Annotated in this window: 19 protein-coding genes; 6 read left to right on the top strand and 13 right to left on the bottom strand. The window is 66.4% G+C overall.

What is annotated here, in order from left to right:
- Positions 1–40 precede the first annotated feature (40 nt).
- The 5 genes from KW845_RS19075 to KW845_RS19055 all read right to left on the bottom strand — a co-directional run bounded on the left by KW845_RS19075 (position 41) and on the right by KW845_RS19055 (position 4,615).
- Positions 41–385 carry a Zn-ribbon domain-containing OB-fold protein gene (locus KW845_RS19075; RefSeq protein ID WP_218370909.1) on the bottom strand — a complete coding sequence of 115 codons (345 nt, stop codon included), beginning with the start codon at positions 383–385 and terminating at the stop codon, positions 41–43.
- Complete coding sequence (locus KW845_RS19070) at positions 382–1,536, bottom strand: thiolase family protein (RefSeq protein WP_218370908.1); 1,155 nt, start codon at positions 1,534–1,536, stop codon at positions 382–384. The genes KW845_RS19075 and KW845_RS19070 overlap by 4 nt, the downstream gene beginning before the upstream one ends.
- Positions 1,529–2,299: an IclR family transcriptional regulator gene (locus KW845_RS19065; RefSeq protein WP_218370907.1), complete on the bottom strand. Its 771-nt coding sequence runs from the start codon at positions 2,297–2,299 to the stop codon at positions 1,529–1,531. The genes KW845_RS19070 and KW845_RS19065 overlap by 8 nt, the downstream gene beginning before the upstream one ends.
- Before the next feature lie 270 nt (positions 2,300–2,569).
- Complete coding sequence (locus KW845_RS19060; RefSeq protein WP_218370906.1) at positions 2,570–3,544, bottom strand: tripartite tricarboxylate transporter substrate binding protein; 975 nt, start codon at positions 3,542–3,544, stop codon at positions 2,570–2,572.
- A 141-nt stretch (positions 3,545–3,685) separates the two neighbouring features.
- Positions 3,686–4,615, bottom strand: a complete 930-nt coding sequence (locus tag KW845_RS19055; protein WP_218370905.1) for a LysR family transcriptional regulator — start codon at positions 4,613–4,615, stop codon at positions 3,686–3,688.
- A gap of 145 nt (positions 4,616–4,760) precedes the next feature.
- On the opposite strand from KW845_RS19055, the gene KW845_RS19050 reads away from it, so the two are divergent.
- From KW845_RS19050 to KW845_RS19040, 3 genes are read left to right on the top strand one after another with little or no spacing between them, the layout of a single operon-like run.
- Complete coding sequence (locus KW845_RS19050) at positions 4,761–5,669, top strand: hypothetical protein (RefSeq protein WP_218370904.1); 909 nt, start codon at positions 4,761–4,763, stop codon at positions 5,667–5,669.
- Between the two features lie 8 nt (positions 5,670–5,677).
- Complete coding sequence (locus KW845_RS19045) at positions 5,678–6,076, top strand: RidA family protein (protein ID WP_218370903.1); 399 nt, start codon at positions 5,678–5,680, stop codon at positions 6,074–6,076.
- A 19-nt stretch (positions 6,077–6,095) separates the two neighbouring features.
- Complete coding sequence (locus KW845_RS19040) at positions 6,096–6,986, top strand: alpha/beta hydrolase (protein WP_255592750.1); 891 nt, start codon at positions 6,096–6,098, stop codon at positions 6,984–6,986.
- 37 nt (positions 6,987–7,023) lie between these two features.
- Here KW845_RS19040 and KW845_RS19035 read toward each other — a convergent pair whose 3' ends face one another.
- The 5 genes from KW845_RS19035 to KW845_RS19015 all read right to left on the bottom strand — a co-directional run bounded on the left by KW845_RS19035 (position 7,024) and on the right by KW845_RS19015 (position 15,229).
- Positions 7,024–9,048 carry an acetyl/propionyl/methylcrotonyl-CoA carboxylase subunit alpha gene (locus KW845_RS19035; RefSeq protein ID WP_218370901.1) on the bottom strand — a complete coding sequence of 675 codons (2,025 nt, stop codon included), beginning with the start codon at positions 9,046–9,048 and terminating at the stop codon, positions 7,024–7,026.
- A 197-nt stretch (positions 9,049–9,245) separates the two neighbouring features.
- A complete protein-coding gene (locus tag KW845_RS19030) occupies positions 9,246–10,853 on the bottom strand; it encodes a carboxyl transferase domain-containing protein (RefSeq protein WP_218370900.1) in 1,608 nt (535 codons plus the stop codon).
- 127 nt (positions 10,854–10,980) lie between these two features.
- Positions 10,981–12,162: an acetyl-CoA C-acetyltransferase gene (locus tag KW845_RS19025; RefSeq protein WP_218370899.1), complete on the bottom strand. Its 1,182-nt coding sequence runs from the start codon at positions 12,160–12,162 to the stop codon at positions 10,981–10,983.
- A 36-nt stretch (positions 12,163–12,198) separates the two neighbouring features.
- Positions 12,199–14,040, bottom strand: a complete 1,842-nt coding sequence (gene aceK, locus KW845_RS19020; protein ID WP_218370898.1) for a bifunctional isocitrate dehydrogenase kinase/phosphatase — start codon at positions 14,038–14,040, stop codon at positions 12,199–12,201.
- Between the two features lie 10 nt (positions 14,041–14,050).
- Complete coding sequence (locus KW845_RS19015; RefSeq protein WP_218370897.1) at positions 14,051–15,229, bottom strand: isovaleryl-CoA dehydrogenase; 1,179 nt, start codon at positions 15,227–15,229, stop codon at positions 14,051–14,053.
- Positions 15,230–15,542: 313 nt separating this feature from the next.
- Between KW845_RS19015 and KW845_RS19010 the strand changes: the two genes are divergently transcribed.
- Positions 15,543–16,721 carry a M20 aminoacylase family protein gene (locus KW845_RS19010; protein ID WP_218370896.1) on the top strand — a complete coding sequence of 393 codons (1,179 nt, stop codon included), beginning with the start codon at positions 15,543–15,545 and terminating at the stop codon, positions 16,719–16,721.
- 118 nt (positions 16,722–16,839) lie between these two features.
- Complete coding sequence (locus KW845_RS19005; protein WP_218370895.1) at positions 16,840–17,832, top strand: tripartite tricarboxylate transporter substrate binding protein; 993 nt, start codon at positions 16,840–16,842, stop codon at positions 17,830–17,832.
- Positions 17,833–17,852: 20 nt separating this feature from the next.
- On the opposite strand, the gene KW845_RS19000 is transcribed toward KW845_RS19005, so the two are convergent.
- From KW845_RS19000 to KW845_RS18990, 3 genes are read right to left on the bottom strand one after another with little or no spacing between them, the layout of a single operon-like run.
- On the bottom strand, positions 17,853–18,185 hold the full coding sequence (locus KW845_RS19000; RefSeq protein ID WP_218370894.1) for a YnfA family protein: 333 nt from the start codon (positions 18,183–18,185) through the stop codon (positions 17,853–17,855).
- Positions 18,186–18,188: 3 nt separating this feature from the next.
- Positions 18,189–18,833: an FMN-binding negative transcriptional regulator gene (locus tag KW845_RS18995; protein ID WP_218370893.1), complete on the bottom strand. Its 645-nt coding sequence runs from the start codon at positions 18,831–18,833 to the stop codon at positions 18,189–18,191.
- A 37-nt stretch (positions 18,834–18,870) separates the two neighbouring features.
- Positions 18,871–19,248: a MerR family DNA-binding transcriptional regulator gene (locus KW845_RS18990; protein ID WP_218370892.1), complete on the bottom strand. Its 378-nt coding sequence runs from the start codon at positions 19,246–19,248 to the stop codon at positions 18,871–18,873.
- Between the two features lie 74 nt (positions 19,249–19,322).
- On the opposite strand from KW845_RS18990, the gene KW845_RS18985 reads away from it, so the two are divergent.
- On the top strand, positions 19,323–20,381 hold the full coding sequence (locus KW845_RS18985; protein WP_218370891.1) for an MBL fold metallo-hydrolase: 1,059 nt from the start codon (positions 19,323–19,325) through the stop codon (positions 20,379–20,381).
- Positions 20,382–20,390: the final 9 nt, after the last annotated feature.

The raw sequence follows: 20,390 nt of genomic DNA, 5'->3' as shown, positions 1-20,390 counted from the left end.
TGCGTCTGTCGTGGAAAAAACCGCTATCGCGGCCGGTGCATCAAGGCGGGTGGCATGTCTCGAACTTGAGCAGCACGCGTCCGTTCAGCTCGGCTGCGCGGCCGCTGACTTCCTGGCCGATGGCGATGCCGGATTCGGCATGCCCCATCAGCGTCACGTTCTCGCGCAGTTGCACGAGTACCAGCACATAGGGCGCCAGGGCGCGCCATTGCGGGTCGGGGGCGCGATGCACCTCGCTGCGGGCGATCACAACGCCTTCGCCCGTGGCGCGGTGCCAGCGCAAGGCAGTGCCGCCGCAGGCCGCGCAGGCGTAGGGGCGCAGGGCCCACCAGGCGCCGCAGTCGTCGCAGCGTTGCAGATCCAGGGGGTGCCGGGGCGGGCTCATGTTGCGCCCTCGGCCTGCAGCACCAGGCTGACATGCGCCGACAGCACGCCGCCGTCGGCATGCACCAGCGCGCGGCGGCGCGGCGCGATCTGGCGTTCGCCGGCGCGGCCGGCCAGTTGCGTCCATGCCTCGACCACATGGGCCAGGCCGCCGGCCACGCCCGAATGGCCGAACGACAGCAGCCCGCCATGGGTGTTCAACGGCAGGGGGCCCGAGGCCGCGAAGTCGCCGCGCCGCAGCCGTGCGCCCGCGCCGCCGCGCGGTGCGTAGCCCAGTTCTTCCAGCAGCATCAGCAAAGTGATGGTGAACGAATCGTAGATGGCCAGGTAGTCGATCTGCGCGCGGTCCAGCTTGGCGTCGGCCAGGGCCCGGCCGCAGGCGCGCGCCGCGCCGGTGTCCAGCACATCGCGCATGGCCGAAAGATGCTGGTGGCGATGCGCCTGGCCGGCCCCGATGACCTGTACCGGGCCTTCGTCGGCGCTAAGTACCAAGGCCGCCGCTCCATCCGATATCGGACAGCAGTCCAGCAAGTGCAGCGGGGTGGCAATCGGCCGCGACGCCAGTACTTGGTCCACCGTAATGGGCTCGCGCAGGTGTGCATGGGGGTGCCCGGCGGCGTTGTGCCGCATCAATGCCGCGAACCCGGCCATTGCCTCGCGGCGGGTGCCGGTGCGGTGCATATAGGCCGAGGCCAGCAGGGCGTAGTAGGCCGGCACCGACGCGCCGTTGGGCACTTCGGTATCGGCTTCGCCGACCTGCGCCAGGGTCTGGATGGACGTGTCCACGGCCTGTCCGGTCAGCCGGTTCTCGCCAGCCACCACCAGGATGCGGCGGCAGGTGCCGGCACGCAGCAGTTCGCGCGCCAGCATCACCATGGCCGCGCCGGTGGCGCCCCCCATGTGCATGCCGTGTGCATAGCGCGGGTCCAGCCCCAGTTTCTCGCTGAGCAGCGTGCCCAGCATCAGGTGCGGAAACGTGGTGGCGTAACCGCACAGCACGCCATCGATATCGCCGCGCGCCAGGCCGGATTGCGCCAAGGCGCTGTTGGCGGCCTGGGCCATCAGGTCCAGCGCGCTGGCGCCTTCGTGGCGGCCGAAGCGCGTGGTGGCCGCCGCCAGCACGTAGGCCCGTTGCGTATGGCGCTCAGGCATGCGGCAACCACGCGCGTTCGATTTCGCGTGCCTCGTGTGACAGCGCCAGCGCCAGTTCCTGTTCGCGCGATTCGATGCGTTCGTTCAGTGCGGCCACGCTCAGCGCGGCGATCGCCCGTCCGCTGGGCCCGCGTACCGCCACGCCCAGCCCGCCCATTTTTTCCACCACCACGTCCAGCAGCATGGCGTGGCCCAGGCTGCGGGCGCGCTGCGTGGCCGCGGCCAGGTCGTGCTCGGGAAAGCGCGGATATTTGGCGGCCAGGCGCTGCCGCACCATGGGCAGTACCGCGTTCGATTCGAATTCGTCCAGCGTCGACAACAGCGCCAGGCTGCCGGCACCCACGCCCAGCGGCCGGCGGCTGCCCACTTGCAGGTAGTTGGCGCGGATGGGGTAGTCGCCAAAGCACAGGTCCAGGCAGACCGATTCCCAGCCCATGGGCAGCGACAGGATGACGGTGTCGCCGAACTGGCGCGCCAGGCGTATCAGGGCGGGCCGGGCCAGCCCGCGTAGGTCCAGGCCGTCGACCATGGCGTGGTGCATGGCGTATACCTGCGGGCCCAGCATGTAGTGCTTGCTGACGGGGTCTCGTTCCACGAAGCCTTCGGCTTCCAGGTCTTTCAGGATGCGCCGCGCCGTGGAGATATCCAGCGAGGCGCTTTGCGCGACATCCGTCAGCCGGTGCACGCGCTGGTCGGACAGGCTGGCCAGGATCCGGCAAGTCTTTTGCGTGGCGGAAACTGCGGTGGCGTCTTGCGGTGGCATCAGTGTGGCCAGGCCAGGTCGGGAAACATGGCGACAAGATAAGAAGCCAGGCGGGCACCGGTAAAGTTGCAGTGCAACAAATGTTCGTCCAGCGACAATGCGGGTGGTCTGATCGGCCTCATTCGGCGCTTGCACGGGTAGGGCGGGGTACCGGGCAGGGGCGCCAGGCGCCGCTGGCACCCCGCTCGAGCCCTTCGCAGCCTGGTCTCCCGCGGCGAGAACACGGCCTGCACCTTGCCGTCGGCGGCTGGCTTGGCGATCTTCCGATACTCAATGGGGGGCCAGGCCAGCAGCCTTCACGACTGCCGCATATTTCTTGATTTCTTGTTCAAGGTAGACCGCAAACTCCCCGGGAGACCGCGGGTCTGGTTCCGCACCAATCTGGCGCAGTTGCTGCTTCAGGTCGTCTGAATCCATGACGGCGGACATGGCGGCCTGCAAGCGCTGCAACGTCTGCGCGGGAACCTTCGCCGGCGCGAATACCGCAAACCAGGCGCTGACTTCGAAGCCAGGCATGCCGCTTTCCGCCACCGTAGGTACGCCGGGCAGCAGCGAGCTGCGTTGCAGGCTGGTGACGGCCAGCGCGCGCAGTTTGCCTTGGCGGATATTGGGAATCGACGTGGTCTGCAGGTCGAACATCAGCGGCACATGGCCGGCCATTACGTCCACCAGGGCAGGCGCGCTGCCGCGATACGGAACATGCACCAACCGGACCTTGGTGGCGTTGGCCAGCATCTCGCCCGCCAAATGGTTGGACGTTCCCGGACCGGCAGAGGCGTAGTCCAGGGGTTCCGGCTGCCGGCGCGCCGCGGCGATCACGTCCGACAGGGTCCGAAACGACGATGCGGCAGGTGTCACCAGCACGAAGGGCGTCGATGCCACAGGGGCCACCAGCGCGAAGTCGCGGATCGGGTCATAGCCGACTTTCGCGATTGCCGGGTTGATGGCGTGCGAGCTGACCGTGCCCAAGAGCAATGTGTAGCCATCGGCCGGTGCCTGTGCAACATAGCGCGCACCTATTGCCGTTCCTGCGCCGCTTTTGTTCTCGACGACGACCGGCTGGCCCAGTTTTTCTCCCAGCTTCTCGCCGATGGCGCGCGCCAGGATATCGGCGGAGCCTCCTGCCGGATAAGGAACCACCAGTGCGACAGGGTGGGCAGGGAAGTCCTGGGCTGCCGCCTGTCCCGCAAGGGCGGGCAGGATACAGGAGGCCACAGGCGCAATCAGTCGGCACAGTCGGTTCATGCAATTCATCCGTCACGGTGACATTCCATTGCTGGGCGATGATCTTGACTTGTGCCAGATGCTCCCAACTTAATACCTGCTTGTCTAATACCGATCAAGGCAGGCGTTGATACGTCCGACGAATCACGCCCCATGCCTTGCTCACGCCGGATCAGTGCCGTCATCCTGGTTCCCCGCGGGATGCGCCGAGCCCAGCGCGCTTGCCAGGAAAGCCTGAATGACGGGGTTGTCATTCCCGGTGCCGTAGGCAAATACCAGTTGATAGGTGGGCGGGTTTCTCGGCTCGGCAATCTCGAGAAAGCACACGTCTTCCATATGCAGGCGGCGCATGGAAGACGGTACCAGCGCGATGCCCAGTCCGCCGGCCACCAGGGTCAAGATGGCCTGCATCTGCGAGGCTTCCTGGACGACCCTGGGCATGAAGCCCGCGGCCTGGCAAGCCCCCAGCAGCGCGCTGACAAAGCCCGTTCCCTCGGCTGCGGGAAAGGAGACGAATGGTTCCGCTGCCAGCTCTTTCATCTTTACTTTCTGGCGCTTGGCCAACGGATGCCCGATCGGGACGGCGATAACGAAGTGCTGCGGACGCAGCCCGACAAGCTCGAGCCCCCGCGAGTCGTACAGCGGCCCGACCAGCAGCGCGAGGTCCGAGTGTCCGTTATGGACATCCTCGAGTTGCCGGCGCGTGGTTTCCGCCGTCAGCGTCAGCTGCACGGTCGGGTAGTCGAGCTGGAATCGCTTGAAGATTTCCGGCAGCACATCCAGTGCGGCACTAGGCACGAAGGACAGGCGTAGCGCACCTTCAAGGCCGCTGCCTGTCCGGCGGGCGCGCTCGCGCGACTGTTCGGCAAATTGCAGCAGCCGTATCGCATCTCTATAGAAGATTTGCCCTGCCGGTGTCAGCCTTACGTGGTGCTTGCTGCGATCGAGCAGGGCCGTACCGATATCGGCCTCGAGATTCTGCATCGCGGTCGACAGCGGCGGCTGCGACATATGCAGCCGCTCAGCCGCCCGGCGAAAGTTCAATTCTTCGGCGACGACGACAAACTGGCGAACCAGGCGGAATTCGAACATGGGCGTCACCGAGTATGCGAAGTCAGGTTGGCAATATCTGACACGAATCACCCGCCTATGTAAATAGTATTGGATAGATCAAAATCACCCCCCTAGCATGACCCTCTTCAAGGCCTTTCTCTGTTTCCACTTGAGGATCGATCAGATGCAACCGTCCTTGCTCGAAGAAATTCCCCAGGTTCCCAATCCTTATCCGGTGGTCGCGGCGATCGAGTACCCGGAAGTCTGGCGCCTGTGCACGCAAGCGCGGGATCTCGCCTGGGACCCCGTTGCCGATATCGACTATTCCGATCTGAAGGAGGCCGATCTTCCTGACGAGGTACGCGTTGCGGGGGCAGAATGGTGGAGCCTGCGTGCCTGGATGGAGCATGGCGCAACCCCCTATGGCGCCGAACGCTTGCGCGACGCGATCTTTTCGCACCAACCCTTCGAGATAAAGCAGCACATCACCAACTTCATCGCCGAAGAATTCCGGCATCATGAAGCCAGCTTCCGAATCGCCGAGCATCTGAATGGCTATGAGGCCATACCGCGGGCGGACTACTTCAAGGACATCATCCCTCGCTTCCACGACGAGAAAGACGAGAAGGCGATGAGCTTCTACGCAGGCCTGTCGGTCAATACCTTGTTCGAGCAGCTTTCCGGCGAACTGCTTCAGGCACGCTATGAAAATGCGCGATTCGCGTCGATTCGCGAAGCCTGTCGGCTCATCCTGCGGGATGAGGCCCGCCATATCCAGTTTGGCCGCATCATCATGCGCCGCTTTTTCTCTGAACTGCCGGCAGCAGAGAAACACACCATTGGAGAGAAGGTAGCGAAGAAACTCAGGGGCAGCCTGCTTAACGGCGTCTATGCGGTGGTCAATTTGCCGGACGACGAGCGGGCCAGGTCGGGGCGCAATCGCGCCCTGGCCGCAGACCACGGCCTGGGCGCAACCCATCCAGACCAGGAGTTGGCAATCATCCGCAAGGGCTTGAACCAGATCCGTGAAGATGTGGGCGCATATGGCGTCGAGATTCCCCGTGTGCCAGAAATAGACGATAGCGTTCAGTGAGCCGCCCCATGTCGAACCGCATCCTCGCCGCAGCCGAGGCAGCCCCTCCGCTGGGCCCGTACAGCCTGGCGATTGCATCCCACGGTCCAGGGACCTGGCTGCATATTGCAGGCCAGGTCGGGGTGGATCCAGGCGGCAAACTGGTGGATGGCTTTGACGCCCAGGCGCGCCAGGCATGGTCAAACCTGGTGGCTGTCTTGTCAGCTGCCGGCATGCAGGTCGAGCACCTTGTAAAGGTCAGCACGTTCCTGACCCGGCCATCGGATCTGCCGCTGCTGGGCCCGATTCGGGCTGATTTCATCGGCGAGGCCAGGCCGGCATCCACGGTCTTGATCGTGCAGGCCTTGGCCCGGCCCGAGTGGCTGGTGGAGATCGAGGGCATCGCATTCCTGCCCGCATCCGCCTGACTCCGCCAGCACCATGCCAATGCGCCCCGAACTTCTCACACGGCGGCTGCGCGACATCGGTGCGCGGTGGCAGCAAGACATACGCCAAGCCGGGGATGAGACCAAGGCGCTGTACTTGCCCTTGCTGGCGCGGTCGCCTAAAACAAGGGTCGATGTCGTCGGCAACCTGGCTTATGGCGATCACCCTCGTCAGGTCCTGGACGTGTATCGGCCAACCGGGGCGCATCGCGCGCCTGTGGTTCTCTTTGTGCATGGCGGCGCCTTCATCAGGGGTGCGAAAGATATCAATGCCGAGATGTACGGTAACGTGCTGACTTGGTTCGCGCGCCACGGATGCATCGGTATCAACGTGGAATACCGGCTTGCGCAGGATGCGCCCTACCCTGGCGGCGCAGCCGACGTATCGCTGGCATGCCAATGGGTCGCTCGGCACGTCCACGCATTCGGCGGAGACCCTGGCAAGGTCTGCCTCATGGGCCATTCTGCCGGAGGCACACATGTTGCCACCTTGGCGTGCGACCCGTTCCATGGATTGGCGCCGCTCGCTGCACGCTGCGCCGTTCTTGTTTCTGCGCGGCTGAAGGCAGACACCCTTGCCGTGAATCCCAACGCAGCCGGCGTCAGGGCGTACTTCGGAAACGACCCGGCGCGCTACGATTCCTGGTCGCCGCTGGCCCATGCCGCGCGTGCAAGCGTGCCCGTGCTGGTGGCCAATGCCGAATACGAGAACCCATTGCTGGATATCTACGGCCTGGAATTCGCCTTGGCGCTAGGCAAGGCCCGCGCGGCGGCGCCCCTGCACATTGCCTTGCCCGATCACAACCACGTATCGATCATGGCCCATTTCAATACCCCCGAGCAGTGGCTGGGCGAACAGGTACTGGCATTTTTCGAGCAGTCGTGCGGCTGATGGCCGGCAGGAAAAGCCCTGCCGGCCGGCCGCGGCACTACTCGATGGCCACCAGCTCCGCCCCTTCGGCCACCTGGTCGCCGACGGCATAGAACACTTCCTGTACCTTGCCGTCGGCGGGGGCCGAAATCGTGTGTTCCATCTTCATGGCTTCCATGACCAGCAGCGCCTGGCCCTTGGACACGCTGTCGCCCGCCCGCACGGCGATCGAGATGATCTTGCCCGGCATGGGCGCGGTCAGCCCGCCGGCGTGATCGGCCTGGCTATCCTGCGCGTGGGCCAGCGCATCATGCAGGCCCAGCACCTGCGTGCGGCCCTCGCGAAACACATAGGCCTTTTCGCCGTGCAGTACCACCGTGCCCGCGTTTTCGCGGCCGTCCAGCGCGATGCGCAGGCCGTACGCCAGGTTGGGGTTGGCGCTGGGCTGCGCGCGCCATGAGAAAGCCTGGGGCTGGCCGTCGCAGGCCAGCGTCCACGCCTGCCCCTCGCGCGCGACCGCCACGTCGCGCAGCGTGTCGCCATCCAGCCATTGCACGGCCTGCCGGTAGCGCCCGCCCAGGCGCCAGCCGTCGCGCACGTCCCAGGGGTCGGTGGCCGGCCTGGCGGCCTGCAGGCCGGTGGATTGCGCCTGGCCCTGGCGTACCAGGACGGCGGCCGTGGCCAGCGCCAGGGCCGTTGCGTCGGCGTCGGCCGGCGTCGGCAGCAGGGTCTGGCGCCGGCGCTCGATCAAGCCGGTGTCCAGGTCGGCCGCGGCGAAGGCATCGTCCTGCATCAGCCGGGTCAGGAAGGCCACGTTGGTCTGCACGCCCACGGCATGGGTGTGCGCCAGTGCCTGGATCATGCGTGCGCGGGCCTGGTCGCGGTCGGCGCCGTGCACGATCAGCTTGGCGATCATGGGGTCGTAGTACGGCGTGATGGTATCGCCCATGCGCACGCCGCCGTCCACGCGGACTTCGCCGTTGACGAAGGCGGCATGCGGCGGCAGTTCCAGGTAGGCCAGCGTGCCGATCGATGGCAGGAAGCCCTTGTCGGGGTTCTCGGCATAGATGCGCGCCTCGATGGCATGGCCGCTGATGCGCAGGTCTTGCTGGGCCGCCGGCAGCGGCTGCCCGGCCGCTACCCGCAGTTGCCATTCCACCAGGTCGTGGCCGGTGATCATCTCGGTGACCGGATGCTCGACCTGCAGGCGGGTATTCATTTCCATGAAATAGAAGCGCCCGTCGGGTTCGGCGATGAACTCCACCGTGCCCGCGCCCACGTAGCCCACCGCGCGCGCCGCCGCCACGGCGGCTTCGCCCATGGCCTGGCGCCGCTCGGGCGTCATGCCGGGGGCCGGCGCTTCTTCGATGACCTTCTGGTGGCGCCGCTGCACCGAGCAATCGCGCTCGAACAAGTACACGCAATTGCCCTGTGTGTCGGCGAACACCTGGATCTCGATGTGGCGCGGCTTTTGCAGATAGCGTTCGATCAGCACGCGGTCATCGCCAAAGCTGGACGCCGCTTCGCGCTGGCACGAGGCCAGTGCATCCAGGAAGGCTTCGGCCGATTCCACCACCCGCATGCCCTTGCCGCCACCGCCGGCACTGGCCTTGATCAGCACCGGGTAGCCGATGGCGTCGGCCTGGGTTTTCAGGAACTGCGGGTCCTGGTTGTCGCCGTGGTAGCCGGGCACCAGCGGCACGCCGGCTTTTTCCATCAGCGACTTGGCGGCCGACTTGCTGCCCATGGCGGCAATGGCTGAGGCCGGCGGCCCCACGAAGGCAATGCCGGCATCGGCGGCGGCCTGCGCGAAGGCTTCGTTCTCGGACAGGAACCCGTAGCCGGGGTGGATGGCTTGCGCCCCGGTATCGCGCGCCGCCTGCAGGATGGCGTCGGCACGCAGGTAGCTGGCACGCGGCTCGGGGCCGCCAATATGCACCGCCACATCGCAAGCCGCCACATGCCGCGCCCCCGCATCGGCATCGGAATATACCGCCACGGTGCGGATACCCAGGCGGCGGGCGGTGGCAGCCACACGGCAGGCGATTTCACCGCGGTTGGCAATCAGCAAGGTATCGAACATGTGTCTCATCCAGTCTGGAATTCTTCGTTAGTACGGCGGTGCTTCGCTGCAGCATCAGTGCCATCAGGGGCGTCACGGAGCCGGCTCCGCCGGTCCGTCGACGCCGCCCCCTTGAGGGATGAGCCCGCGCCTGACGAATCCGCGCGGCCTGCAGGCCGCGAGGTGGGGACGCGGGGCACATCGGGGGTGGGTCCCATTCACATCCGGAAAACACCAAATCTCGTCTCTTCGATCGGGGCATTCAGGGCGGCCGACAGCGCCAGGCCCAGCACGCGGCGCGTGTCGGCCGGCGCGATGATGCCGTCGTCCCACAGCCGCGCCGTGGCGTAGTACGGATGGCCTTCGCGCTCGTACTGTGCGCGGATGGGCGCCTTGAAGGCTTCTTCGTCTTCGGCCGGCCATTGCCCGCCCTTGGCCTGGATGCCGTCGCGCCGCACGGTGGCCAGCACGCTGGCGGCCTGCTCGCCGCCCATGACGGAAATGCGCGCGTTGGGCCACATGAACAGCATGCGCGGCGAAAAGCCGCGGCCGCACATGCCGTAGTTGCCGGCCCCGAACGATCCACCGATCAGCACCGTGAACTTGGGCACATTGGCGGTGGCCACGGCGGTTACCATCTTGGCGCCGTGGCGCGCGATGCCTTCGTTTTCGTACTTGCGGCCCACCATGAAGCCGGTGATGTTCTGCAGGAACACCAGCGGGATCTTGCGTTGCGCGCACAGCTCGATGAAATGGGCGCCCTTCTGCGCCGATTCCGAAAACAGGATGCCGTTGTTGGCCACGATACCCACCGGCATGCCGTGGATGTGCGCGAAGCCGGTTACCAGGGTGGTGCCGAAGCGCGCCTTGAATTCGTCGAAGTCCGAGCCGTCGACAATGCGGGCGATGATCTCGCGCACGTCGTAGGGCTTGCGCGTGTCGGCGGGAATGATGCCGTTGAGTTCGGTGGGGTCGTAGCGCGGTTCGCGCACGGGCGCCAGCGCCAGCGGCGCGGGTTTCTGGCGATTCAGGCGCGCTACCGCGCTGCGCGCCAACTGCAGCGCGTGCAGGTCATTGGCGGCCAGATGGTCGGCCACGCCGGACAGGCGCGTGTGCACGTCGCCGCCGCCCAGGTCTTCGGCGCTGACTTCCTCGCCGGTGGCCGCTTTTACCAGGGGCGGGCCACCCAGGAAGATGGTGCCCTGGTTGCGCACGATGATGGACTCATCGCTCATGGCGGGCACATAGGCGCCGCCGGCCGTGCACGAGCCCATCACCACGGCGATCTGGGCGATGCCTTGCGAGGACATCATGGCCTGGTTGTAGAAAATGCGGCCGAAGTGGTCGCGGTCGGGGAACACCTCATCTTGCTGCGGCAGGTTGGCCCCGCCCGAATCCACCAGGTACACGCACGGCAAGCGGTTCTGCGTGGCGATCTCTTGCGCACGCAGGTGCTTCTTGACGGTCATGGGGTAGTAGGTGCCGCCCTTGACCGTGGCATCGTTGCATACGATGACGCATTCGGTGCCCGCGATCCGGCCGATGCCGGTGATGAGGCTTGCCCCGGGGGCCTCGCCGTCGTACATGCCGTGCGCCGCCATGGGCGACAGTTCCAGGAACGGACTGCCCGGGTCGACCAGGCGCTCGACGCGCTCGCGCGGCAACAGCTTGCCGCGCGCCACATGCTTGGCGCGCGAAGCTTCGCTGCCGCCCAGCGCGGTCTGCGCCAGCAGGCGGGCCAGGTCTTCCAACTGCGCCTGCATGGCATGCGCGTTGTCGGCGTAGTCTTGCGAGCGCGGATTGATGCGGGATTCGATGGTGGGCATGAAGCTCTTCCTATGCGTGTCAGGCTCCCGGAGGGTGCCTGACACCGGGGTGTGTACTGCGGTATAGATCAAATCTTGTGGGTGTCAGACACCCTGCGGGAGTCAGACACCCAAGGGGTTTTGCTGGTTACATCATCTCGATTGCCATCGCCACCGCTTCGCCACCGCCGATGCACAGCGTGGCCACGCCGCGCTTGCCGCCGGTCTTGCGCAGCGCGCCCACCAGCGTGGCCACCAGGCGGGCGCCCGAGGCGCCGATGGGGTGGCCCAGCGCGGTGGCGCCGCCATGCACGTTGACCTTGTCGTGCGGCAGCTTGAAATCGTTCATGGCGGCCATGGCCACCACGGCGAAGGCTTCGTTGATCTCGTACAGATCGACGTCTTCGGCCTTCCAGCCGGTCTTGGCGAACAGGTTCTTCAGCGCGCCGACGGGCGCGGTGGTGAACCAGCCCGGTTCTTGCGAATGCTGGCTGTGGGCCACGATGCGGGCCAGCGGCTTTACACCCAGCTCTTCGGCGGTGGACGCGCGCATCAACACCATGGCGGCCGCGCCGTCGGAGATCGACGACGAATTGGCGGCGGTCACGGTGCCGTCTTTCTTGAAGGCCGGCTTCAGGGTGGGGATTTTTTCCGGCATGGCCTTGGCGGGCGCTTCATCGGTGTCGACCACGGTGTCGCCCTTGCGGCCGGCCACCGTGACAGGGGCGATTTCCCACTTGAAGCTGCCGTCCTCGCTGGCGGCGCGCGCGCGGCGCAGCGATTCGAGCGAATAGGCATCTTGCTGCTCGCGGGTGAAGCTGTACTTGGTGGCGCAGTCTTCGGCGAACACGCCCATGGCCTTGCCGCGGTCGTAGGCGTCTTCCAGGCCGTCGAGCGCCATGTGGTCGTAGACAGTGGTATGGCCATAGCGATAGCCCTGGCGGCCCTTCAGCATCAGGTAGGGGGCGTTGCTCATGCTTTCCTGGCCGCCGGCCACCACCACGCGCGCCGATCCGGCCGCCAGCAGATCGTGGCCGAACATGGCGGCCTTCAGGCCCGATCCGCACACCTTGTGAATGGTGGTGCATGCCACGCCCAGCGGCAGGCCCGCGCCCAGCGCCGCCTGGCGGGCCGGCGCCTGGCCCTGGCCGGCCTGCAGCACGTTGCCCATGATGACTTCGTCGACCTGCTCCGGCTTCAGGCCGGCGCGCTCGACGGCGGCCTTGATGGCGACCGAGCCCAGCTCGTGGGCGGCCAGGCCGGACAGGCTGCCCAGCATGCCTCCCATGGGGGTGCGGGCAACCGAAACGATGACGACGGGATCAGACATGATGAACTCCTGGAAATCAAGACAAGGGGACTGGCGTCACGATGCGGCGACGCGCTGCGGGGCGCTGTCGCGGCGCAGCCGCCTGTCGGTATCGTACGGGAAAAACTCTTCGATCCGACCCTGCGCCACATGGGTGCGGCAGGCCTGCCACCACTCGGGTTGCAGCAGGTCGGGATGGTGCCGCAGGAAGGCCCGCCGTACGCGCGGGTCGCCCAGCAGAAAGCGTTCGAACTCTTCGGGAAACACGTCATTGGGCCCCACGGCGTACCAGGGCTCGCTGGCCAGCTCGGCCTCTTCATTGGGGGCGGGCGGAATGCGCCGGAACTGCATTTCGGTCATGCGCTGGATTTCGTCGTAGTCGTAGAACACCACGCGGCCCAGCCGGGTGACGCCGAAGTTCTTGTACAGCATGTCGCCCGGGAAAATATTGGCGGCGGCCAACTGCCGGATGGCATCGCCGTACTCGCGCATGGCCTGGTCCAGCAACGGCTCGGGCGCACGTTGCAGGTAGAGGTTCAACGGCGTCATGCGGCGCTCTATATACACATGGCGGATCACTACCGTGTCGGCGCTTTCTTCCAGCAGGCTGGGCACGCGTTGGCGCAGCTCATCCAGCAATGCCGGCGCGAAGCGCGCGCGCGGCAGCGCCACCTGCGAGTATTCCCAAGTATCGGCCATGCGCCCCACGCGGTCGTGCAGCTTCACCATCTGGTACTTGCGCCGCACCGTGGCATGGTCGATGCCGTCTTTGTCGATGTGATCCTTGATCAGCTTGAACACGTAGGGATACGACGGCAGGGTGAACACGCACATCACCATGCCCTTGATGCCGGGCGCAATGTCGAAGGCATCGCGCGAGTGCGCCAGGTGGTGCAGGAAGTCGCGGTAGAACAGCGTCTTGCCCTGCTTTTGCAGGCCGATCATGGTGTACAGCTCGGCCTTGGGCTTGCGCGGCAGCAGGCTGGACAGGAAGCTGACCACGGCGGCCGGCGTTTCCATGTCCACCAGGAAATAGGCGCGCGTAAAGCTGAACAGCGTGCTCAGGTCGTCGGCGCCCAGCAGCAGTGCATCCAGCTCGACCTGGCCGGCGGCGTTGCGCGTCATCGCCACCGCAAAGGGGTGCACGCTGCCCTGGTTGACCAGGCGGCCGACGATATAGGCGCCCTTGTTGCGAAAGAACAGCGAACCCACCACCTGCACCTGGCAATCCGAGGCCAGCCGCCCGCCCAGGTGGCGCGGCCACTGGGCGCGCAACTGGCGCACCGCGGCGCGCGCCAGCAGGCCAGTGTCGCGCGGCAGGTCGGCGTATGGCACCGCCAGGCCAAAGTCGGCCACCATGCGGATCAGGCTCTTGCGCAGGCCTTCGGCCAGCGGGTAGTACACCCGGTACGAGGGGATACGGCTGTCCAGGTAGTCGGTGGCGACCGCGGGCCGCACGAACAGGAAGTCGTTGTGGAAATAGTCGCGATGCAGAATGCGGCACGACACCGAATTGAAGAACGTCTCGGCGCATTCGGGCTGGCGGTGGCCCGCCAGCAGTCCCACGAACTGCTGCTTCACGTCTTGCCAGAAGGCGGTTTGCGCCGGCGTCAGGCTGGCCGCCGCGCCCTCGGGCGCCGCCGAGTCGCGCAGCACCCGGTGCAGTTGCGTGGCGCATTCGCGCACGCGCATGTCGTAGTATTCGATGCGCTCGCGCGACAACTGCTGAATGCCATGCCAATCGCCCGATTCGAACAGTGCCTTGGCGCGCTGCGCGCTGTAGCGGAACAAGGCATAGTGGCGGTCGAAACCCGCCAGGATCTGATGCGCCACGGCCAGCGGCTGGGGCTGGGGGGCCGCAGCCGGCTCGATGCGCTGGACGTCGCCGCTGTAGATCATGGCCGGTGGGTCAGGCGGTCTCGGCGTACAGTTCGCGGCCGATCAGCATGCGGCGGATCTCGCTGGTGCCCGCGCCGATTTCATACAGCTTGGCATCGCGCCACAGGCGGCCGGTGGGATATTCGTTGATATAGCCGTTGCCGCCCAGGATCTGCACGCCTTCGCCGGCCATCCAGGTGGCCTTCTCGGCGGTGTACAGGATAAGCGCGGCGCAGTCCTTGCGTACCTGCCGCACGTGTTCGGCGCCAAGCTGGTCCAGGTTCTTGCCCACGGCATAGCAGAAGGCCCGGCTGGCCTGCAGCGTGGTGTACAGGTCGGCTACCTTGCCCTGGATGAGCTGGAACTCGCCGATGGCCTGGCCAAACTGCTTGCGGTCGTGGATATACGGCACCACCACGTCCATCACGGCCTGCATGATGCCCAGCGGCCCGCCGGACAGCACGGCCCGCTCGTAGTCCAGGCCGCTCATCAGCACCCTGACCCCGCCGTTGACCTGGCCCAGCACGTTTTCCTCGGGGATTTCGCAGTCCTGGAACACCAACTCGCCGGTATGACTGCCGCGCATGCCCAGTTTGTCGAGCTTCTGCGCCACCGAGAAGCCCTTGAAGGATTTTTCCACCAGGAAGGCCGTGATGCCGCGCTGGTGAGCCTGGGGATCGGTCTTGGCGTAGACCACCAGGGTGTCGGCATCGGGGCCGTTGGTGATCCACATCTTGGTACCGTTGAGCACGTAGCGGTCGCCCTTTTTGTCGGCGCGCAGCTTCATGCTGACCACGTCGGACCCCGCACCCGGCTCGCTCATGGCCAGGGCGCCCACGTGCTCGCCCGAGATCAGCTTGGGCAGGTAGCGGGCTTTTTGGTCGGCCGTGCCATTGCGGTGGATCTGGTTCACGCAAAGATTCGAATGGGCGCCGTACGACAGCCCGACCGACGCGCTGGCGCGCGAGATTTCTTCCATGGCCACCATATGCGCCAGGTAGCCCAGGTTGGCGCCGCCGTATTCCTCGCTGGCGGTCATGCCCAGCACGCCCAGCTCGCCAAACTTGCGCCACAGATCCATGGGGAACTGGTCGCTGCGGTCGACTTCGGCGGCGCGCGGCGCGATCTCGGCCTGCGCGAACGTGCGCACGGCGTCGCGCAGCATGTCCAGGTCTTCGCCCAAGTCGAAGTTCAAACCGGGAAGATTCATCGAAGTCTCCGTGAGAGTGTGTGCTTACATTGCAGAGTCCTGCGCAGGCTCGGGTACTGGCCGGATCCATGATGCGCCGCAGCGCACGCCCAGGCAATGGCGAGGCTTAATATTACGTTTACGTAAACGTAAAGTGGACACGGGTTTTCCCCTAAGAAAAAACACCCGGCCCACTTGTTTGACCATGCAAGAATTTGGGGGCTACCTGTCATACAGGTCAGCCTCGACTCCGGGCGCCTGGCTTCCAAGGGATACCAGGCATCCGGGGTTGAAGCGGCCTGGGTACCCGAATGCCTTACTGGAGAACTCTGCCGTGATCGAACTCGCCGACCTGGACGAAATTGTTGCACTGCGGCGCGATATCCACGCCCACCCCGAACTGGCCTACGACGAGCATCGCACCGCCAGCCTGGTGGCCGAGCGCCTGCGTGCCTGGGGCATCGAGACCCACACCGGCATCGGGCGCACCGGCGTGGTGGGCGTGCTGAAGGCCGGTACCGGCAGCCGCGCGATACTGCTGCGCGCCGACATGGATGCCCTGCCCATCCAGGAAGCCAACGAGTTCGCGCACCGCTCGCGCCATGACGGCAAGATGCACGGCTGTGGCCACGACGGGCATACCGCCATGCTGCTGGCGGCGGCCCGTCACCTGAAGCAGGCCGGTGGCTTTAACGGCACGGTGTACCTCGCGTTCCAGCCCGCCGAAGAAAATGGCGGCGCCGGCGCGCGCGCCATGATCGAAGACGGGCTGTTCGAACGCTTTCCGTGCGAGGCCGTGTTCGGCATGCACAATTGGCCCGGCCTGCCGGCGGGCAGCTTCGGGGTGTGCAGCGGCCCGATGATGTCCGCCGCCAACGCCTTCAAGATCACGGTTACCGGCCGCGGCGGCCACGCCGCCGCGCCGCAGGATTGCGACGACCCCGTGCCGGCCGTGCTGGCTATCGGCCAGGCGCTGCAAACCATCCTGACCCGCAGCAAGCGCCCGCTGGATGCGGCCGTCATCTCGATCACGCAGTTGCAGGCGGGCAATGACGTCACCAATATCATCCCGGGCAGCGCCTGGCTGGGCGGCTCGGTGCGCGCCTACAACACCGGGGTGGTCGACTTGATCGAACGCCGCATGCACGAGCTGGCCGAGCCGATCGCCGCCGCCCACGGTTGCCGGGCCGATGTGTACTTCGAGCGGCGCTATCCCGCCCTGGTCAATACCCCCGACGAAACCGCCTTCTGCCTGGATGTGATGCGCGACGTGGTCGGGGCCGACCAGGCCCGCGTCATCGAGCCGGCCATGGCGTCGGAAGATTTCGCCTTCATGCTGCAGGCCAAGCCGGGCTGCTATGCCTTCCTGGGCAATGGCGACGGCGAGCACCGCATGGCCGGGCATGGCCTGGGGCCCTGCATGCTGCACAACACCAGCTACGACTTCAACGACAGCTTGATCCCGGTGGGGGCTTCCTACTGGATCCGGTTGGCGCAGCAGTACCTGGCCTGACGGCAGCGCCTGAACCCGGTGCCTGGCGCCCGCAGCAGGCCAGGCACCTTGCCCGCAGAAGCGGTGCGCCGCCGCACACCCGTATTTGTTGTCCATTGCGTTTTCAACCGGAGCCGTCATGACCAGAACTGCCGTGTTGTCGAGATTCGCCCACGCCTTGGCCGTCGCCGCCATCGCTGCCGTTGCCGTGGCCACCCCTGCCCAGGCCCAGCCGGCCTGGCCGGGCAAGACCCTGACCCTGGTGGTGCCCTATACCGCGGGCGGCACCAATGACACCCTGGGCCGTGCCCTGGGCGAAGTGTTGCGGACCGCGCATGGCACGGCCACGATCATCGAGAACAAGCCTGGCGCGGGTGGCAGCGTGGGGGCCGACGCCGTGGCGCGCGCCAAGCCCGATGGCACGACGCTGCTGTTGGCATCGACCAGCCCGCTGACCATCTTTCCCAACCTGGTGAAGACGCCGTACGACCCGATGAAGGACTTGGTGCCGGTGGCCAGCGTGGCCGTCGGTCCGGTGGCCATCCTGGCCACCAAGGCCCTGCCGGTGCGCACCTTCGCCGAACTGGTCGATTACGCCAAGAAGCATCCGGGCAAAGTCACCTTCGGCGTGCCGGGCCTGGGCACGGTGGCCCACATCGGCATGGCGGCCCTGAACAAGAAACTGGGCATCGATATGCTGCAAGTGCCCTACCGGGGCGGCAGCCAGGCGGTTTCCGATGGGTTGGGCGGGCAAGTGGACCTGCTGGTGGTCAACACCGACATTACCCTGCAGCACGTCGAAGCCGGTACCTTGACGCCGTTGGCGGTGATGGCGCCGCAGCGGCTGGCGCCCTGGCCCAAGGTGCCCACCATGGCCGAATTGAACCTGCCCGACATCCGCTATTTCTCGAATTTCGCGCTGTTCGCGCCGGCCGGCGTGCCGCCCGAAGTCATGCAGCCCATGCTGGACGAGGTCGGCAAGGCCTTGGCCAGCCCGCAGTACCAGCAGATGCTGGACAAGAACTTCATGCAGCCCGGTACCGGCATGGGGCAGGATTTCGTCGAGCAGGTGCGCGCCGACTACGCGAACAACCAGCGCGTCATCCGCGACAGCAACATCCGCGTGCAGTAAGGCTGGCGCCACCTTGGGCGTCAGGCGTGGCGTGGGCCGGCCATGATCAGCGCCATGCCGGCCAGGCACAGGCCTACGCCGGCCCAGTCGGTCGGCGCCGGCCGCACGCCGTCTACCGCCCATAGCCACAGCAGTGCCATGCTGACATAGACGCCGCCATAGGCGGCGTACACGCGGCCCGAGGCGGTAGGGTGCAGGGTCAGCAGCCAGACGAACAACGCCAGGCTGCACGCGGCCGGCACCAGCAGCCAGGCCGAATGCCCTTGCTTGAGCCACAGGTACGGCAGGTAGCAGCCCACGATCTCGGCCACCGCGGTCAGCGCGAACAGGCCCAGCGCGTGCAGCAGCGTCATGGCTCAGGCCTCGTCGGGGTAGCCGGCCACCAGGCGCGCCATGGCGGCGGGCCCCGCCTGGCCGCGCTCGCGCAGCCCCTGCGCCGCGCCGGCCCGATTGGCGGCCGGCTGGTTCTGGCTGACTTTCCACTTGCCGGCGATCTGTTCTATGGGCAGTTCGATGCCCACGACGGCAGCCACCATTTTCTCAATGAAGTCGGCCGGCGCGTCGGCCACCGACCAGGGTTGCGCGAAAGCCGATTCGTGCTCGCCGGTCAGGGTATCGAGCAGCCCGCGCAGCCAGGCGGCATCGTCGATGGCGCGCAGGGTGCCGCGTGCGTGCACCACCACGTAGTTCCAGGTGGGCACGGCTTTGCCGTGTTCGTGCTTGGACGGATACCAAGAGGGCGAGACATAGGCCTCGTCGCCCTGGAAGATGGCCAGGGCGGGGGCGCCGTCACCGATCAGGCGCCATAACGGGTTGGCGCGCGCCACATGCCCGCGCAGCACCCCGTGCGGGCCGGCGGCCGGGTCCAGGTACAGCGGGATGTGGTTGGCGTCGAAGCCGCCCGCGCCATCGCCGGTGACCAGCGTCGCCAGAGGCCGGGCGCGCATCAGCCCATGCAGCGCGGCGGGACGGGTTTCTTCGAAATGGCGGGGCAGGTACATCGGGGTCTCCGGCACGCCGCTGCCGGGCGCGGCGCGTTCAGGGTTTCTGCGTCAGCAGCAGGTGGCACTGCCGCTCTTGTTCGGCGATTTCCGACAGGGTGTCGTCGATATCGCGCCGCTGCTGTTCCAGGACCGAACGGTGCTTGGCCAGCACGTCGAGATATTGCCGCAATTGAGTGGCGTTGTCGCCCGGGCCGTCGTACATATCGATCAGGGCGCGGATTTCCGACAATTGCAGGCCCAGCCGCTTGCCCCGCAGCGCCAGCTTCAGGCGGGTGCGGTCGCGCGCGCCGTACACGCGGTTGCGGCCATCGCGCCCGGGGCTGACGATGCCCTGGTCTTCGTAGAAGCGGATGGTGCGCGGCGTGATGTCGAACTCGCGCGAGAGTTCTGAGATCGTCCAGGTAGGCGACATGCGGTGTTTGGCAGTTTACGTAAACGTAAATTATGATGGCCTGGAACAATCGTCAAGCATATCCGAGAGCCTACATGAATCCCAACGAGCATCAACTGCAGTATCCCTGGGGCGATGTGCAGCCCGAACCCGGCCGCGCCCAGCAGGTTGCCGACGGGGTCAAATGGGTCCGCATGCCGCTGCCTTTCGCGCTGGACCACATCAACCTGTGGTTGCTGCGCGATGAGATCGACGGCCGCCAGGGCTGGACCATCGTCGACTGCGGCATCAGCCGCGACCAGGTCAAGGAACTGTGGGAACAGGTCTTCGCCAACGAGCTGGAAGGCCTGCCCGTGCTGCGCGTGGTGGTCACCCACATGCACCCCGATCACGTGGGGCTGGCGAATTGGCTGTGCGAACGCTGGGATGCCCCCTTGTGGATGAGCATGACCGATTTCGTGGTGGCGACGCTGTGGAGCTCGCGCCGCGGGGGCTCGGGCCCCAATGGCCAGGCGGCCGTCGAGCACTTCGCGCGCCACGGGCTTACCGACCCCGAGGCGCAAGAGCAAATCCGCCGCCGCGCCGGCTACTATCCCGACCTGGTGCCCGCCATGCCGCCGCGCTATACGCGCCTGCTGCATGGCGACCAGGTCGTCATCGGCGGCCGTGCCTGGCGCGCCATCGCCGGCTACGGCCACGCGCCCGAACACATATCGCTGTTCAGCCCCGACCTGGCCACGCTGATCTCGGGCGATATGGTGCTGCCGCGCATTTCCACCAACATCAGCGTGTTCGACTACGAGCCCGATTCGAACCCTCTGCCCCTGTACCTGAATTCGCTGGACCAGTACGACGGCCTGCCGGCCGACACGCTGGTGCTGCCGTCGCACGGGCGTCCGTTCAAGGGCCTGCACGAGCGCATTGCGCAGCAGCACCAGCACCATGCCGATCGGCTGGAAGAAGTGCTGCAGGCATGCGCGCAACCGCAGTCCACCTCAGACATCGTGCCGGTACTGTTCAAGCGCAAGCTCGACCTGCACCAGCTTACCTTCGCCATGGGCGAGGCGCTGGCGCACCTGCATGCGCTGTACTTCGAGGGCAAGGTGGCGCGCCGCACCGATGCCGACGGCATCGTGCGGTTCACCGCGCGCTGACCCGCCTTC

Source organism: Bordetella sp. BOR01, assembly GCF_019218885.1.
In the GTDB taxonomy this organism is placed as follows: Bacteria; Pseudomonadota; Gammaproteobacteria; order Burkholderiales; family Burkholderiaceae_B; genus Bordetella_A.
The sequence above is the reverse complement of the archived record's forward strand: the minus strand, read 5'-3'. Positions and strand labels throughout refer to the sequence as shown.

What these genes read in the sequence shown, in the direction of transcription:
- KW845_RS19075 (WP_218370909.1), bottom strand. Translation starts at nt 385, where the DNA reads ATGAGCCCGCCCCGGCACCCCCTGGATCTGCAACGCTGCGACGACTGC.
- KW845_RS19070 (WP_218370908.1), bottom strand. Translation starts at nt 1,536, where the DNA reads ATGCCTGAGCGCCATACGCAACGGGCCTACGTGCTGGCGGCGGCCACC.
- KW845_RS19065 (WP_218370907.1), bottom strand. Translation starts at nt 2,299, where the DNA reads ATGCCACCGCAAGACGCCACCGCAGTTTCCGCCACGCAAAAGACTTGC.
- KW845_RS19060 (WP_218370906.1), bottom strand. Translation starts at nt 3,544, where the DNA reads ATGAACCGACTGTGCCGACTGATTGCGCCTGTGGCCTCCTGTATCCTG.
- KW845_RS19055 (WP_218370905.1), bottom strand. Translation starts at nt 4,615, where the DNA reads ATGTTCGAATTCCGCCTGGTTCGCCAGTTTGTCGTCGTCGCCGAAGAA.
- KW845_RS19050 (WP_218370904.1), top strand. Translation starts at nt 4,761, where the DNA reads ATGCAACCGTCCTTGCTCGAAGAAATTCCCCAGGTTCCCAATCCTTAT.
- KW845_RS19045 (WP_218370903.1), top strand. Translation starts at nt 5,678, where the DNA reads ATGTCGAACCGCATCCTCGCCGCAGCCGAGGCAGCCCCTCCGCTGGGC.
- KW845_RS19040 (WP_255592750.1), top strand. Translation starts at nt 6,096, where the DNA reads ATGCGCCCCGAACTTCTCACACGGCGGCTGCGCGACATCGGTGCGCGG.
- KW845_RS19035 (WP_218370901.1), bottom strand. Translation starts at nt 9,048, where the DNA reads ATGTTCGATACCTTGCTGATTGCCAACCGCGGTGAAATCGCCTGCCGT.
- KW845_RS19030 (WP_218370900.1), bottom strand. Translation starts at nt 10,853, where the DNA reads ATGCCCACCATCGAATCCCGCATCAATCCGCGCTCGCAAGACTACGCC.
- KW845_RS19025 (WP_218370899.1), bottom strand. Translation starts at nt 12,162, where the DNA reads ATGTCTGATCCCGTCGTCATCGTTTCGGTTGCCCGCACCCCCATGGGA.
- aceK (WP_218370898.1), bottom strand. Translation starts at nt 14,040, where the DNA reads ATGATCTACAGCGGCGACGTCCAGCGCATCGAGCCGGCTGCGGCCCCC.
- KW845_RS19015 (WP_218370897.1), bottom strand. Translation starts at nt 15,229, where the DNA reads ATGAATCTTCCCGGTTTGAACTTCGACTTGGGCGAAGACCTGGACATG.
- KW845_RS19005 (WP_218370895.1), top strand. Translation starts at nt 16,840, where the DNA reads ATGACCAGAACTGCCGTGTTGTCGAGATTCGCCCACGCCTTGGCCGTC.
- KW845_RS19000 (WP_218370894.1), bottom strand. Translation starts at nt 18,185, where the DNA reads ATGACGCTGCTGCACGCGCTGGGCCTGTTCGCGCTGACCGCGGTGGCC.
- KW845_RS18995 (WP_218370893.1), bottom strand. Translation starts at nt 18,833, where the DNA reads ATGTACCTGCCCCGCCATTTCGAAGAAACCCGTCCCGCCGCGCTGCAT.
- KW845_RS18990 (WP_218370892.1), bottom strand. Translation starts at nt 19,248, where the DNA reads ATGTCGCCTACCTGGACGATCTCAGAACTCTCGCGCGAGTTCGACATC.
- KW845_RS18985 (WP_218370891.1), top strand. Translation starts at nt 19,323, where the DNA reads ATGAATCCCAACGAGCATCAACTGCAGTATCCCTGGGGCGATGTGCAG.